Source organism: Bacteroides helcogenes P 36-108 (assembly GCF_000186225.1).
GTDB classification, from domain to species: Bacteria; Bacteroidota; Bacteroidia; order Bacteroidales; family Bacteroidaceae; genus Bacteroides; species Bacteroides helcogenes.
The window spans coordinates 1,476,215-1,492,141 of sequence record NC_014933.1 but is presented as its reverse complement, the minus strand read 5'-3'; the positions used below and the strand labels follow the sequence as shown (position 1 = coordinate 1,492,141).

Below are 15,927 nucleotides of genomic sequence, written 5' to 3'. Positions count from 1 at the left end.
TTGATGGAAATAGAAGCAGTAGTTTTGGCAAACGGGGACTATCCAACGAATCCCCTGCCTTTGAAGGTATTAGCGGAAGCGCCTTACGTAATTTGTTGTGATGGCGGGGCCGATGAGTATATCCACCGTGGACATGTACCCGATGTTATCATTGGAGACGGAGATTCTTTGAGCGAAGAGAACCGGGAAAAGTACGGGCATATCTTGCACCGTCTCAGCGACCAAGAGACTAATGACCAAACTAAAGCCATTAATTTCCTACTATCGCAAAACAAACGCCATATCGCCATTGTAGGCGCTACCGGTAAGCGTGAAGACCATACTTTAGGAAACCTCAGTCTGCTCATAGATTACATGCGTGCCGGAGCAGATGTCCGCACCTATACCGACTACGGCGTCTTTATCCCCTGCCGGGATATGCACACTTTCTCTTGCCGTCCCGGTCAGCAAGTTTCCATCATCAACTTCACCGCCCACGGTCTGCACGGTAAGGGATTAGTCTATCCCCTGAGCGACTTTACCAACTGGTGGCAAGGGACTCTCAACGAATGTACAGAAACAGAATTCACGATAGAAGCAGAAGGAGAGTATTTGGTAATGATCAATTATTAGTTATCTGTTGATGTTTTCCTACATATATAGACAAATCATAGGGATGGAAACAATGGCATCCGGCGTCATTCCTCATGCGAAACGACGGCAAACAGAGGAGTTTCCATATAAGTTTACTCCTGGAACAAAACTTTTTTTAACCAAAAATGTTCTTAAAAGGAAAAGGGATTAAATTACGGCAAAAGCAAAACAAGAGCAAACGTATCATCCGTTTTGCCTGAGCAGATCATCAGCATGACGGAGGTTTGCTCTCGGAATGACGAAGGTTTTCGAAGCAAATGCCCGGCATTACACCTGCTAAGGTGTGGCATTTCGGCTTAAAATATCAAGAACTTCTTAGTTTCGTGAAAACAGATTATATTTGCCTTTTTCTAATCAATATTACCCATTAACATCGAATATGGAAAAGCACTTATATATTTTCGTCATCTCGGCATTCATTCTACTAACAGCGTGTAGTAAGAGCACTGCCCCGGACCCCATCAAACTGACCTGCAATATCAATACTTTCGATGCCCCGATATCATGTATAAACCAGTCTCCCACTGATCCCGATAAGCTCTATATCGGACAGGAAGATGGTTACTTCATCGAGAAAGTCGTAAACAATTACCACACTTATTCCATAAACAGCAACCGTAGGATATATGACATCTTAGAGTACAACCAAGATACTCTGTTCATCGGTTCCCGGGATGCAGGCTTGAAACTGTTTACCAAAACTTCCGAACAGACGCAGTCTTACTACATCAAAGACAAGAATCTGAATTATTCCGTATATAGCCTTGCCCGGGACGACGCCAATCAGATATTATACGTCGGTACAAGTAATGGCCTATACCAACTGAAACTTCAAGATAAAAACAGTTGCCACGAACTGCTTCCTGTCAAAATCGGTAAAGGCGACAAGAATTGTAGCATCAACAAAGTATTGATAAAAGACAAGAAGCTTTACATCGCCAGCGACTTAGGCTTGTTCATCGTGCAGCACCCGGAACAAGATTTTAAGCGTCCTGTCATCGATTCCCTAACGACCAACATCAGCATCTACAATGATACCGTATATGCCTTATTAGAGAATGCCATTATCAAAGTAGCTCCCAATAAAGAGAAAACCTTGATGCGCAAAGGTAAATATTACCTGTACGCACAAGGACCTAACAAAGCAGAATGGTTCATCACAGGTAATTCTATTTTATACATCCAAGACCAACAAACTTTGGTATATGAACTACCCGACGGAATCAGCATCACCGCCAAGCAATTAGGAGTCATGGTGAATGACTTCTTATACCTGGCATGCAAAGAAGCACTGCTTGCCTTTGCTCTGCGCCAGCATTCCGCCGATTCTGAAAACAATGTGATTGCAGTCAGCGCCAAGAGAACCGGAGACAGCATCTATTTTATCACCGATGACCTCCGACTGCATCTGTACAAGTTCATCTACAATCATCCGGAATCCAAATCCAAATCTTTGGGTCCCATCGAAGGATTAGATGTAACCGGCAACGACATCATCCGTTTTCTTGAGACCGACAAGAATACTTTCTTTCTGGCAACCCGAAAGAAACTCTATAAAATAAAGAACAACAAGGCAGAGATTATTTTGCAGTTCAGCAATTCCAAAGGTCAGAATAATATCACCACCCTATACTATTCCCCGGCAGAACAACGTCTTTATATCGGAACAAGAAGGTACCTCGGCATCGTAGATGATAAAGCGAAGCGCATCGTCACCCCCATCCCCATCGTTCCCAACCAAGCCCCCAAAGACACCATCGATGCTTATATCACCGGAATTTGCGAGAACGGAGACAGCATCTACGTTGCTACCCTAAACAAAGGATTGTATGGAAAACCTCTAAAGAAAGAACAAGCCCCCTTCCAGCAGATACGTGATTTGTCAGATTACGAAAGTACCTACGGCCTAATAGCCAACGGCAAAAATATCTATCTGAATACCTCGTTGGGCATCGTCAACGAAGCAAACTCCGAACTTCTCCCAATCAGACATGTAAAGGACATCGCCGGTGTACTCGAAAAGAATCCCAACGAAGGCTTCTTTATCCTTTATTACTATGGTTTGAGCTTCCAAGGTCCGGACAGCCCCGAAGTCCCCACACCTTTGTTCAATGATTTAGCTTTCAGCAAGTCTTGCATCGCCGTCAACGGACGTAAAGCTGTAGTAGGATGCAAGTCAGGCCTGTTCCTTTTCGATGGCAAAGCCGAACTAACCCCCATTTCCATAGCAAAAGAGAAGTACTCCTATACTATCTACCTCCTCATTTCAGCCATAGCCCTCATAATATCCATTGCCATCTTCTTCCTTTTGAAAAGAAAGAAACAAATCTCCCAGAGCCCATCGGAAGCCAACTTGGATGAAAAAAGGATAATTTTGGATGATCCCACAGACAATTTGGACGAGATAGAGAAAGACATTCAAGCCATCGACAAGCAAGCAAAACTATTCTTCGACACCCTGGGAATCAGAAAAACCGAAGCCGAAGAAGACATGCGCCGTGAACTGAAACAAATCTGCCTCGACTTTGCCGACAAGCATCCGGAATTAGGCAAACTATCCTTTATGAAGCGCAGAGGCAAAGAACGCTACTTCATCACCATACTACTATTTATAGAGGATATCGACGCTAACATCATCTCAAGAGTATTAGATGTAGATCAAGCAACAGTAACCCGCCATAAATATAATGTCCGGAAAGAAATAGAACAACTCTACCCAGAAAATGAACCTGATTACAACATTATCCGCCTGCTCTACGAACGCGTAAGCACAAGAAAAAAATAAAACTTCATATTTATATTACTAAAAGAGTAGCATTGGAAAGATTTTCATCCGTCTTTCCAATGTTTTTTTCATCCTTTTTTCTACTAGGACAATCTTGTCATACGAAAGGATTGAAAAAGTATTTATAGGATAATCACGAACGTTACTTTTGCTCCCATCAAACACGAGCCACCCGGCAAGAGTCCGACAGCTCGAGTATGATAAAAACGTTTTTCGAAAAACCTATAAACCTTTTTAGTAATAACCGTTTAAAACATCCTTTATCATGAAAACAAAATTTACCTTACTTCTATTGTGTTGTGTCCTTTCATTCAATGTATTTGCACAAGAAAAAAAGATTAAAGACACAAGAACCAATCCTGATTTATACTTCCTTGAAGAGTCAGAAGTAGCTAACAGTTTAGATTTATTGCCTCCTCCTCCCGAAGCCGGAACTATCCTTTTCTTATACGACAAGGAACGTTATGACTGGGGAAAACTACAAAGAGATACTCCAAGAGGAGATCAAGCCGCACAAGACGCCCGCGTAGATGGCAATGGTGTACCTTTAGCTTTCTCTGAAGCATTCGGAATCGAGATATCTAAAGAAAAAACTCCTGAGATTCATAAACTCATTATTAATATGAGAGAAGATGCAGGTGACTTGGCTACCCGCGACGCAAAGAACCACTACATGCGTGTTCGCCCTTTCAGCTTCTTCAATGAGATGACCTGCAATCCTGAACAACAAAAGGAACTTTCAACCAACGGTTCATATCCTTCAGGACATACTGCTATTGGTTGGGCTACCGCACTTGTACTGTCAGAGATCAATCCGGACAGACAAAATGAAATTCTAAAGAGAGGCTTTGAGATGGGACAAAGCAGGGTAATCTGCGGATACCACTTCCAAAGTGATGTGGATGCAGCAAGAATTGTTTCCAGTGCGGTTGTTGCCCGTCTTCACGCTAATGACGCTTTTATGAAACAATTGAATAAAGCCAAAGCGGAGTTTGCCAAACTTCAGAAAGCAGGAGCCGTTCAACCAAGTAACCATAACTAACCTTAACACCTCTAAAACCGTATATTATGAAAAAAATTATGTTGTTAGGATTGTTCATCCTATCCTTGTTCGCCGTACAGGTGAATGCACAAGAAGAAAAGACATTGAAAGTGAACCCTACCGGAAGAATCTTGATGGATGGAGGTTTGTTTCACTCCGATAATAAAGAGTTTGTGGATGGAGTAGCCATACCCGATGCCCGTGTAGGTGTTAAAGCATCCTACGGAAAGTTCAAAGCAAAAGTAGATATAGGGTATGCATACGGAAAGATAAGTCTGAAAGATATCTTTGTGGAAAGACAACTTTCGTCCCACTCCCTACTACGTGTCGGGAACTTCGTCCACCAGTTCGGTTTGCAAAGTTCTACAAGTTCGTCTATGAAGGTTACGATGGAAGAACCTACGAGCAATGAAGCATTCTTTAATTCAAGATTGATCGGAGCGATGTATATGTACGATAAAGGAGGCTTCTTCGGTACAGCAAGCGTACATGTTGAAAGCGAAGCACTCAAGAAAAAATCGAACGAACTTGGCAAGATGGGATATGGCGCTATGAGCCGCTTGGTATATCGTCCATTGCGCAATGACGGAGCTTTGTTCCAAGTAGGCATATCGGGAGGTTACGAAACTCCCAGATACAATAGCGACGAGGCATTGAACCATACCAGTTTTGATCTGGGTGCCAATTTCCCAACCCGCATAGCCAAAGTAAGAGCCGTGAATGCGCTGATAACAGATGCCAAGAATCTGTTCAAGTTTACTCCTGAACTGGTAGCAGCCTACGGACCTGTAGCATTAGAATCGCAATACTACTTCCTCCAAGTCAACAGAGAGAAAGGGTTCATGAACTACAAAGCAAGCGGAGTTTATGGCATCCTGAGAGGATTGGTAATTGGCGGAGACTACAAGCATTCGCATACAGATTGCGGTATAGCCACTCCGGCTCCCGGTTCATTAGAGTGTGTCCTCGGTTACAACTATACGGATATGTCGGATGCTAAAGCCGAAATCTACGGGGGACGGTTGAACGATGTTTCGTTTACTATGAATTATTATCTGAACAAGTATATGATATGGAGATTCAGATACTCATATACCCGGACTACAAACAGGCAGGGAATTGACAATCAATCCTTGAATGCATTCCAGACAAGATTCCAAATTATATTTTAAACCAACCTTAACTTTAAAAGAGGGAGTATGCTGTTCGTTCAGCTTACTCCCTCTTTTGCATGTTCGTTATTATAAACTCATCAGATATTGTTTGAAGTCTGCAAAGTCTTTCGACATCGACAAGCTTTTCTTCTCGCCCCGCATAAAGGCTTGCAGTTTTTCCGGTATCTCTACTGCTTCGCCGATAATCTTCTCTACCGTATCCTTGAACTTAGCCGGATGTGCCGTTTCCAGGAAAACACCCGTCTCGCCGGGATGAAGTCCTTCTACTAAGGCACGGAAACCACATGCTCCATGAGGATCGAGCAGGTAATGGTCTTCTTTCCAAACCTTTTTCATGGTTTCGGCAATCTGCTCGTCGGTATAAGTAGTACCGCTGATTTCGGCAGAAATGTCAGCATGACTGCCTCCATAAAGGTCGAGCACGCGGGCAAAGTTACTCGGATCGCCTACATCCATAGCATTGGCAATGGTAGCAATGCTGGGACGGGGCGAGTAAACACCCGTCTGCAAATATTGGTAGAATATATCATTACGGTTATTGGAAGCGATAAAGCGTTTCACCGGAAGTCCCATGCGCTTGCCAAAAAGTCCGGCTGTAATGTTACCGAAGTTACCACTGGGTACACAGATAACAGCATTGTCTGCTTTGCCTGCACGCTTCAACTGTGCGTATGCATAGAAGTAATAGAATGCTTGCGGCAGGAATCGGGCTACATTGATGGAATTGGCACTGGTCAGTTGCAAGTGCTCGTTGAGTTCTCCGTCCATGAAAGCGGCTTTTACCAAAGCTTGGCAATCATCAAATGTACCATCTATTTCGAGGGCGGTAATGTTCTGCCCTAAAGTAGTGAACTGTTTTTCTTGTATTTCGCTGACTTTGCCTTTCGGATAAAGCACATATACATGAATACCTTCCACACCCAGAAAGCCATTAGCTACGGCACTTCCCGTATCACCGGAAGTGGCTACCAGTACATTCACCTGCTTTTTCCCTTCTTTGCGGATGAAGTAGCCCAGTAGACGAGCCATAAAGCGACCACCCACATCCTTAAAGGCAAGCGTAGGACCGTGGAACAGTTCCAAGGAATAAATATTCTCTGTAACCTGTACCAAAGGAATGTCGAAACTCAACGTATCATACACAATCTGTTTCAGCACATCAGCCGGAACATCTTCTCCAAAGAAAGCATCGGCTACCCGGTAGGCTATTTCCTGAAAACTGAGTGTGTCGATGCTGTCGTAGAACTCCTGCGGCAACGGTTTGATGGTAAAGGGCATGAAAAGTCCTTTGTCTGCGGCAAGTCCGCGTACTACCGCTTCTTCAAGGGTAGCTTCGGGGGCTTGTTTGTTGGTACTATAGTATTTCATAAGGGTTATTTCATAAATTCATTAATAAACTCATCTTCTTTCATCAATCCGTAACTGCCATTGCAGGCGGCTACTTCATCAAAGGTTTGCACTTCGTCCGGCTCAATACCCGGATACCAAATCAGGAATGGGACAGGTTCGGAGGTATGTGTACGAAGCTCGCAAGGTGTAGGATGATCGGGCAGCACAGCAATGGCTACAGGCTCGTCCCAGTCTTTCACTGCTTCATAGATAGGACCTACAGCACGACTATCCAAGTTTTCAATCGTCAGGATTTTTAAAGGGATATTCCCTTCATGACCAGCCTCATCACTTGCTTCGATATGCAGATAAACAAAATCATCCGTTTTCAATGCATCCAAAGCGGCAGCGACTTTATTTTCATAGTTAGTATCGTACAATCCGGTAGCACCTTCTACGGTGAGGCGACGCAATCCGGCATAATAACCGATGCCATTAATCAAATCGACTGCGGAAATCACAGCACCCCGTTTCACTTGCGGGAACTTATCGGCAAGGCGTTCCATCTGCGGACGATAACCGGGACTCCACGGCCAAATGCTATTGGCTGGGTCTTTACCTTCGGCCATACGCTTTTGGTTGATAGGATGGTTCTGCAAGATTACCTGCGAACGCAGGATTAAATCGTTAACAAGGTCGGCAGTCTCTTGAGGAGTCAAGTCAGCTTGGCCTTCGGGCGTGGTAATGTTCTCAGTTCCCACCATCGGTTTCACCATTAATGGACGGAAAGGTTTTAAAGGAACATCGTGCGGCGGTGTGCAATCAATACGCTTGTCTCCACCCTTTATCACTAACAAATGACGGTATTGGACCCCCGTATAGAAACGTACACGTTCATCCCCCAATTGTTCTTGCAGATATTTCACCAGCACATCCGCCTCTTCAGTGGTGATATGTCCGGCAGAATGATTCTTGATGTTATCTTCTTCAATGCAGATTATGTTGCAACGCATCGCCATTTCGCCCGGCTGCAAATCCACACCAATACTTGCCGCTTCCAATGGACCGCGACCTTCATATACTTTCGGCAGATCATAGCCCAGAACGGACATATTCGCCACCTCACTGCCCGGATGAAATCCATCGGCAACAGTCATCAACCGTCCCGTGCGTCCCATTCGTGCCAGTTTATCCATATAAGGCGTATCGGTAGCTTGCAACAAAGTCTTGTTGCCCAAGGCCTTTACAGGCCAGTCAGCCATACCGTCACCCAGTATAATGATGTGTTTCATAAATCATCAATCTTTAAACGTTTGCTATACTCATAATATCCGCAAAGACACCCGCAGCTGTTACACCCGCACCGGCGCCATAGCCTTGTATCATCATCGGATATTCCTTATAACGTTCGGTAGTCAATAGGATAATGTTGTTGCTACCTTCCAAGCCGTAGAACGGATGGTTGGAACCTACTTCCTGCAAACCTACAGATGCTTTACCGTTTTCCAGCTTCGCAACGAAACGCCAATGTTTATTCTCGGCTTCCAATACTTTGCGTCGTGCTTCGAAATCGGCATCAAGGCTTGGTACTTTCTTCCAGAAGTCTTCCAGTGAACCTTCAAAGAAATCATCAGGCACAAAGAGGTTCTTTTCCACATCGCTCTGTTCCAAACGATAACCTGCTTCACGCGCCAGGATCACGAGTTTGCGGATTACATCCTTACCACTAAGGTCGATACGCGGATCGGGTTCGGAATAGCGTTCTTCCTGTGCCATCTTGATAGTCTTGCTGAAAGGAATGTCTGCACTGATCTTGTTGAAGATATAATTCAGAGTACCACTCAACACAGCTTCAATCTTCAATATCTTGTCACCGCTATGGATGAGGTCATTAATTGTATTAATAATAGGAAGACCTGCACCTACATTCGTTTCAAACAGATACTTCACACCACGCTGGCGAGCAATCTGTTTCAGTTCGCGATAATTATCATATTCCGAAGAAGCAGCAATCTTGTTGGCAGCTACTACAGATACATTGTGTTGCAGCAAATCCTTATAAAGCGAGGCCACGCCTGCGCTTGCCGTACAGTCAACAAACACAGAATTAAAGATATTCATACCGATAATTTCGTCACGCAATATCTCTAAGGAACTGTCTTTCCCTTTTTTCTTCAACTCCTCGCGAAAATTCCCCAAATCAAAACCTTCACGGCCGAACATTGCCTTGGACGCATCGGCTATGCCTACGACATTCAACTGCAACCCGTTCTCCTGCATCAATTTCTGGCGTTGACAGTGAATCTGTTCTATCAAACTGCCGCCCACCGTACCGATGCCACAAATAAAGAGGTTCAAGACCTGATATTCCGACAAGAAGAAAGAGTCATGAATGACGTTCAGTGATTTACGCAATGACCTGCTATCTATCACAAACGAGATATTAGTTTCCGAAGCACCCTGCGCACAAGCTATCACATTGATGCCATTACGCCCCAATGTACCGAACAGCTTGCCCGCAATGCCCGGCGTATGCTTCATATTTTCACCCACGATGGCCACCGTGGCAAGATTCTTTTCAGCCTGAATAGGTGAAATTTCTCCCATCTCTATTTCCTTGGCAAATTCTTCATTCAGCACCTCGCAGGCCAGATCGGCATCCGCATTGCGCACGCCGATGGAAGTTGAATTCTCCGAGGAAGCCTGCGACACAAGGAACACACTGATGCCGTTCTTTGCCAGTGCCTTGAATATGCGATAGTTCACACCGATAACACCTACCATGCCCAGACCCTGCACCGTAATCAGGCTTGTATCATTGATGGATGAGATTCCCTTGATAGCCTTGCATTCCGGATTGGAAACCTCTTGTTTGATCACGGTTCCCGCACCTTCGGGATTGAATGTATTTTTTACGAGAATGGGGATATTCTTATGGCAAACAGGATAAATCGTTGGCGGATAGACTACTTTCGCACCAAAGTTACAAAGTTCCGTAGCTTCCACGTAGCTAAGTTCACTGATGGTATATGCCGTAGAAATCACACGTGGATCGGCAGTCATAAAGCCGTCCACATCTGTCCATATTTCCAAACAGTCGGCATCCAGTGCGGCAGCAATAATAGCGGCGGTATAATCTGAACCGCCTCTCCCCAAATTCGTCACATCCCCCGTCACCTTATCCGTAGAAATAAAACCCGGAACCAGCGTGCGTTCAGGCAGATTGCCGAATGTTTCGCATACCAACGTATTAGTCAGTTCTACATCAAGCACATGCTTGGAGTGTTTTCTCTCTGTTTTGATAAACTTGCGTGAATCAAACCACTCCGCCCCTGTCAACTGCGCCGCAATGATAGACGACAAACGCTCACCATAACTCACAATTGTGTCGGAAGTCTTTTGCGAAAGATCCTTAATCAAATAGATGCCCTGAAAAATATCTTTCAGCTCATTGAGCAACTCACCTACCTGGCGCTGCAAAGCCACTTGAGCTTCACCTGCCGGAATCACTTCTTTAATCATTTCTACATGACGGTAAACAATCTCGCGGAATTCATTTTCGTAAGAAGCATCTCCGACTGATGCCATCTTGGAGGTGTTAATCAGTTTGTCTGTGATGCCACCCAATGCGGATACTACCACAATCACCGGTTCGTTTACTGCTTCTACTATTTTTTTTACGCTCAAGATACTACTTGCGGTTCCTACGGATGAACCGCCGAACTTTAATACTTTCATTTTCTCCTTATATTGTTGAGGTGGTTGATACAATGTGTCGGAAGCAAGCGTCATAGCCTGCGTTGACTTTAATTAAATAAAAACTGCTTTTGAAAATGGTGTAACACGTAGAAACACAAAATACTATCCTTAACCCCTAAGGGTCATGGTGCACATGGATGTGACTGTATGTTGATAGCACTTGTTCATTGTCTCTTGTTTCTATCGTTTCTGATAAGTGTTGCAAAAGTAACAATAAAAACATTCAATCTATCACTTATTGCGACTTTTTTGCGATAAAAATACAGAAAGGCACTAAAGAGGCAAGAAATCTGCGTATTCCTCAACTTACATTTTCACACTTTATACACTCCATTTGCATGAAGTTCTTCATTCTTTTCTTACATTTTGTTACCAACTTAAATATATATCACTATATTTGCATGGTAATCATGAAAGAAAAGTACGTATGAGCCCTGATAATACTTCCGTTTTGCTAATCTACACCGGTGGAACCATCGGTATGATAGAGAATGCCGAAACCGGTGCTTTGGAAAATTTCAACTTCGAGCAACTGCAAAAGCATGTGCCCGAACTCCAAAGGTTTACATTCCGTATTGATACCTATCAGTTCGATCCGCCCATGGACTCGTCTGACATGGATCCGGAAGCATGGCGCAAGCTGGTACGCGTTATCAGTGACAACTACAACCGATATACCGGTTTCGTTATCCTGCACGGCACAGATACAATGGCCTACACAGCCTCAGCTCTCAGTTTTATGCTCGAAGGTTTGAGCAAGCCCGTCATCCTCACCGGTTCCCAATTGCCCATCGGCGTGCTGCGCACGGATGGTAAAGAGAACCTGCTGACCAGTATCGAGATAGCCACTGCCTGCCGTTCCAACGGACAGCCCATCGTTCCGGAAGTTTGCATCTTCTTCGAAAACCACCTGATGCGCGGCAACCGTACCACCAAGATGAATGCAGAGAACTTCAATGCCTTCCGTTCATTCAACTACCCGGTACTCGCATCGGCCGGCATACATATTAAATATAATAATGTGCAAATTCAGGTACATGGCAACCGCAACGAGTTGAAGCCGCATTATCTGCTGGACACCAACATCGCTGTACTAAAGCTCTTTCCCGGCATTCAGGAGAATGTGATAGAGGCCGTTCTTTCCACCAAAGGCTTAAAAGCGGTCGTCCTTGAGACTTATGGCTCCGGAAACGCCCCCCGCAAAACATGGTTCCTGCAACGTCTGCACGATGCTTGCGAGCAGGGCATTGTCATTGTCAATGTCACCCAATGCAGTTCGGGTACTGTTGAAATGGAACGCTACGAAACCGGTTACCAACTGATGCAGGCAGGAATCGTTTGTGGATATGACAGCACAACGGAGTCTGCCGTAACCAAACTTATGTTTCTTTTGGGACACGATTATTCCCCGGCCAAAGTACGCGAACTGATGAGCCGCCCGCTTGCGGGAGAAATTACGGTATAATATCCGAAAACTATGCACCATCCTGCTGCCCCTGAGCTGAAAAATTGTACCTTTGGGCAATTATTTTAAAGCAAGTTCTTCTTATGGCAAAAGAAAAAACTGTTTATGTGTGCAGTAACTGCGGACAAGAATCTCCCAAATGGGTAGGCAAATGCCCGTCGTGCGGAGAATGGAATACATACGTGGAAGAAGTGATACGGAAAGAAACCGTAAACAAGCGTCCCGTCTCCGGCATAGAAACGACTAAAGCCAGACCGGTTACCCTGAATGAGATAGCAGCCGGTGACGAACCGCGCATCGATCTCCATGATACCGAACTGAACAGGGTGTTGGGAGGAGGACTGGTACAAGGCTCTCTCGTATTGATAGGGGGCGAACCGGGCATAGGTAAATCGACCCTGGTATTGCAGACTGTATTGCAGATGCCGGAAAAGCGGATACTCTATATCTCAGGTGAAGAAAGTGCACGCCAACTGAAACTGCGCGCCGACCGGTTGACAAATACACCCGGTGACTGTCTCATCGTCTGTGAAACTTCTCTGGAACAAATCTATGTACACATAAAAAACACACGTCCGGATCTTGTAATCATAGACTCCATACAGACTATCTCAACCGAAACACTCGAATCTTCCCCTGGAAGCATCGCCCAGATACGAGAGTGCTCCGCCTCCATACTGCGCTTTGCAAAAGAAACACACACAGCCGTCATTCTGATAGGACACATCAACAAGGAAGGCAGCATAGCCGGCCCGAAAGTTCTGGAACACATTGTGGACACCGTACTCCAGTTCGAAGGAGATCAACATTATATGTACCGCATACTCCGCAGCATCAAGAACCGTTTTGGCAGTACGGCGGAATTGGGCATCTACGAAATGCGCCAGGACGGACTACGGCAAGTAAACAATCCCTCGGAATTACTTTTGAGTCAAGACCACGAGGGCATGAGTGGAATAGCCATCGCTTCGGCCATAGAAGGCGTCAGACCTTTCCTCATCGAAACACAGGCATTGGTGAGCAGCGCCGTGTATGGCAATCCGCAACGCTCTGCCACAGGATTTGACATCCGGCGCATGAATATGCTGCTGGCCGTACTGGAAAAACGGGTCGGCTTCAAACTGGCGCAAAAAGACGTATTTCTCAATATAGCCGGAGGTCTGAAAGTGAATGACCCCGCCATAGACCTCGCTGTAATCAGCGCCATCCTGTCCAGCAACATGGACACTGCCATAGAACCGGAAGTCTGCATGGCAGGTGAAATCGGCCTGTCAGGAGAAATACGCCCGGTAAACCGCATTGAGCAGCGCATCGGGGAAGCGGAGAAACTTGGATTCAAACGCTTCATATTGCCCAAGTACAACATGCAAGGGCTCAATGCAAAAAAGACAAGAATAGAATTAATACCCGTACGGAAAGTGGAAGAAGCATTCCGTACATTATTCGGATAGCATGATACAAGAATATACCCTCAGAGTTCTGCCCGAAACTGCGACAAACGAACAACGGCTGAAAGAGTATCTGGTACAAGAGAAAGGTCTGAATGCACGTGAGATTATGGGCACGCGCATCCTGAAACGAAGCATCGACGCCCGGCAACGAACCGTGTTCGTGAATCTGACCGTACGCATCTACCTGAATGAGATGCCACAGGATGATAGCTACCAACGCACCTTATATAATAATGTGGAAGGAAAACCACAGGTCATTGTGGTTGGCGCGGGCCCGGGAGGATTGTTTGCAGCCTTACGCCTCATTGAGCTCGGATTGCGCCCCGTCATTGTGGAACGTGGCAAAGACGTGCGCGAACGAAAAAAAGACCTTGCACAGATAGGACGACAGCAGACTGTCAATCCGGAATCCAATTACAGTTTCGGAGAAGGGGGTGCAGGCGCCTACTCGGATGGAAAGCTATATACCCGCAGCAAAAAACGGGGAAATGCCGATAAGATACTGAACGTATTCTGCCAGCACGGAGCCTCAACCTCCATACTGGTGGATGCGCATCCGCATATAGGTACAGACAAGCTGCCGCGCGTCATCGAGAATATGCGCAACACTATCATCGAATGTGGCGGAGAAGTACACTTTGAAACCCGTATGGACGTGCTGATTATCGAAGGAGACGAAGTGAAAGGCATTGAAACCAATACCGGGAAAACATTCCTCGGCCCGGTGATACTCGCCACCGGCCATTCCGCCAGGGATGTGTACCGTTGGCTTGCCGCCAACCACGTGGAGATTGAGGCGAAAGGAATCGCGGTAGGCGTGCGTCTGGAACATCCGGCAGAATTGATAGACCAGATACAATACCACAATCGGAACGGCAGGGGTAAATTTCTGCCTACCGCCGAATACAGTTTCGTGAACCAAGTAGAAGGAAGAGGTGTATATAGTTTCTGTATGTGTCCGGGAGGCTTTGTCGTGCCTGCCGCCAGCGGTCCTCAACAAATCGTAGTCAACGGCATGAGCCCCAGCAACCGAGGATCTCGTTGGAGCAACAGCGGAATGGTGGTAGAGCTCCGGCCGGAAGACTTAAATAACAATGGACTATCAATGATGAATGATGAATCGCCGCACGGCGAAGATACTCATCATTCATCATTAAGCATGATGCGCCTCCAAGAATCCCTTGAACGGCTGTGCTGGCAGCAAGGCAACATGAAGCAAACCGCACCGGCACAGCGGATGACGGATTTTACCAAAAAGAAACTCAGCTATGATCTGCCGGAAAGTTCATACGCTCCGGGACTGGTATCTTCTCCCCTGCATTTCTGGATGCCTCCCTTCATAGCAGACAGATTAGGAAAAGCCTTCCTTCAATTCGGCAAGTACAGCCACGGATTCCTGACAAACGAAGCAGTGATGATAGGAGTTGAAACACGCACATCGGCGCCGGTTCGCATAATCAGAGACAAAGAGACGTTGCAGCACATCCGCATAAAAGGACTGTTCCCCTGCGGAGAAGGGGCCGGATATGCAGGAGGCATCGTTTCGGCGGGCATGGACGGAGAAAGATGCGCCGATGCCGCCCGACTATATATTAAATAACGGAGAATCGAAAACAAGCCAATGACTATGCCTGAAATAGCAATTGTAGAGCCGAACATACTGACATGCATGGGACTGGAAAGTCTTCTGGAAGAAATTATACCAATGGCCACCATCCGGACCTTCCATTCTTTCGCAGAGTTGGTGGATGACACTCCCGACATGTATGCCCATTATTTCATCTCATCCCAGATTTACTTTGAGCATACCGCCTTCTTTCTGGAACGGAAACCCAAGACCATTGTACTGGCAGGCGGAGACAACCGCCCCCAGCTTTCGGGAGTACCTACCCTGAATATTTATCAGGATGAAAAAAGCCTGATAAAGAATATACTGCAACTGCACCGGTACGGACATCAGCACGGACATCCGGGAAAGCAACCACACGGGCATCCGGAATCTCCTTCCAATACGGACTGCGGACACGAGCTTTCAGCCCGCGAAATAGAAGTGCTGGTACTTGTCACCAAAGGATTCATCAACAAAGAGATTGCAGACAAACTGAATATCAGCCTGACCACCGTCATTTCACACCGCAAAAACATCACGGAGAAACTCGGAATAAAATCCGTATCGGGACTTACCATCTATGCAATAATGCACGGATACGTGGAAGCGGACAGAATTTAAACCGCATACAGACCTACCGCCACCATCCTCATAAATGAGGATTGCCAGTCCCAAAGAA

11 protein-coding genes are annotated in these 15,927 nt (G+C 45.8%); 8 read left to right on the top strand and 3 right to left on the bottom strand.

The genetic code is table 11. From position 1 onward, the window contains the following. The first annotated feature begins 3 nt into the window (after positions 1-3). The 4 genes from BACHE_RS05905 to BACHE_RS05890 all read left to right on the top strand — a co-directional run bounded on the left by BACHE_RS05905 (position 4) and on the right by BACHE_RS05890 (position 5,632). Positions 4-612 (top strand): thiamine diphosphokinase, encoded by a 609-nt coding sequence (locus BACHE_RS05905; protein WP_049778961.1) that lies wholly within the window; start codon positions 4-6, stop codon positions 610-612. 400 nt (positions 613-1,012) lie between these two features. Further along, the gene (locus tag BACHE_RS05900; protein WP_013546773.1) at positions 1,013-3,418 is read left to right on the top strand and encodes a ligand-binding sensor domain-containing protein; all 2,406 of its coding nucleotides are present in this window, start codon (positions 1,013-1,015) and stop codon (positions 3,416-3,418) included. 265 nt (positions 3,419-3,683) lie between these two features. Continuing rightward, the gene (locus BACHE_RS05895) at positions 3,684-4,460 is read left to right on the top strand and encodes an acid phosphatase (protein WP_013546772.1); all 777 of its coding nucleotides are present in this window, start codon (positions 3,684-3,686) and stop codon (positions 4,458-4,460) included. A 26-nt stretch (positions 4,461-4,486) separates the two neighbouring features. Further along, positions 4,487-5,632 (top strand): porin, encoded by a 1,146-nt coding sequence (locus BACHE_RS05890; protein WP_013546771.1) that lies wholly within the window; start codon positions 4,487-4,489, stop codon positions 5,630-5,632. A gap of 69 nt (positions 5,633-5,701) precedes the next feature. Here the strand turns inward: BACHE_RS05890 and thrC are convergent, their stop codons facing one another. From thrC to thrA, 3 genes are read right to left on the bottom strand one after another with little or no spacing between them, the layout of a single operon-like run. Further along, the gene (gene thrC / locus BACHE_RS05885; RefSeq protein ID WP_013546770.1) at positions 5,702-7,003 is read right to left on the bottom strand and encodes a threonine synthase; all 1,302 of its coding nucleotides are present in this window, start codon (positions 7,001-7,003) and stop codon (positions 5,702-5,704) included. Between the two features lie 5 nt (positions 7,004-7,008). After that, on the bottom strand, positions 7,009-8,256 hold the full coding sequence (locus tag BACHE_RS05880) for a cofactor-independent phosphoglycerate mutase (RefSeq protein ID WP_013546769.1): 1,248 nt from the start codon (positions 8,254-8,256) through the stop codon (positions 7,009-7,011). Positions 8,257-8,269: 13 nt separating this feature from the next. Next, complete coding sequence (gene thrA / locus BACHE_RS05875) at positions 8,270-10,702, bottom strand: bifunctional aspartate kinase/homoserine dehydrogenase I (RefSeq protein WP_013546768.1); 2,433 nt, start codon at positions 10,700-10,702, stop codon at positions 8,270-8,272. Between the two features lie 448 nt (positions 10,703-11,150). On the opposite strand from thrA, the gene BACHE_RS05870 reads away from it, so the two are divergent. From BACHE_RS05870 to BACHE_RS05855, 4 genes are all read left to right on the top strand, one after another. Further along, entirely contained in the window at positions 11,151-12,188 is a 1,038-nt protein-coding gene (locus BACHE_RS05870) for an asparaginase (protein ID WP_013546767.1), read from the top strand. 83 nt (positions 12,189-12,271) lie between these two features. After that, entirely contained in the window at positions 12,272-13,639 is a 1,368-nt protein-coding gene (gene radA, locus BACHE_RS05865; protein WP_013546766.1) for a DNA repair protein RadA, read from the top strand. A gap of 1 nt (position 13,640) precedes the next feature. Then, positions 13,641-15,239, top strand: a complete 1,599-nt coding sequence (locus BACHE_RS05860) for an NAD(P)/FAD-dependent oxidoreductase (RefSeq protein WP_013546765.1) — start codon at positions 13,641-13,643, stop codon at positions 15,237-15,239. 21 nt (positions 15,240-15,260) lie between these two features. After that, on the top strand, positions 15,261-15,869 hold the full coding sequence (locus BACHE_RS05855) for a helix-turn-helix transcriptional regulator (RefSeq protein WP_041579232.1): 609 nt from the start codon (positions 15,261-15,263) through the stop codon (positions 15,867-15,869). The last annotated feature ends 58 nt before the right edge of the window (positions 15,870-15,927 follow it).

Bases quoted from the DNA above. Each gene is read 5' to 3' on its own strand.
- BACHE_RS05905 (WP_049778961.1), top strand. From the start codon at position 4: ATGGAAATAGAAGCAGTAGTTTTGGCAAACGGGGACTATCCAACGAAT.
- BACHE_RS05900 (WP_013546773.1), top strand. From the start codon at position 1,013: ATGGAAAAGCACTTATATATTTTCGTCATCTCGGCATTCATTCTACTA.
- BACHE_RS05895 (WP_013546772.1), top strand. From the start codon at position 3,684: ATGAAAACAAAATTTACCTTACTTCTATTGTGTTGTGTCCTTTCATTC.
- BACHE_RS05890 (WP_013546771.1), top strand. From the start codon at position 4,487: ATGAAAAAAATTATGTTGTTAGGATTGTTCATCCTATCCTTGTTCGCC.
- thrC (WP_013546770.1), bottom strand. From the start codon at position 7,003: ATGAAATACTATAGTACCAACAAACAAGCCCCCGAAGCTACCCTTGAA.
- BACHE_RS05880 (WP_013546769.1), bottom strand. From the start codon at position 8,256: ATGAAACACATCATTATACTGGGTGACGGTATGGCTGACTGGCCTGTA.
- thrA (WP_013546768.1), bottom strand. From the start codon at position 10,702: ATGAAAGTATTAAAGTTCGGCGGTTCATCCGTAGGAACCGCAAGTAGT.
- BACHE_RS05870 (WP_013546767.1), top strand. From the start codon at position 11,151: ATGAGCCCTGATAATACTTCCGTTTTGCTAATCTACACCGGTGGAACC.
- radA (WP_013546766.1), top strand. From the start codon at position 12,272: ATGGCAAAAGAAAAAACTGTTTATGTGTGCAGTAACTGCGGACAAGAA.
- BACHE_RS05860 (WP_013546765.1), top strand. From the start codon at position 13,641: ATGATACAAGAATATACCCTCAGAGTTCTGCCCGAAACTGCGACAAAC.
- BACHE_RS05855 (WP_041579232.1), top strand. From the start codon at position 15,261: ATGACTATGCCTGAAATAGCAATTGTAGAGCCGAACATACTGACATGC.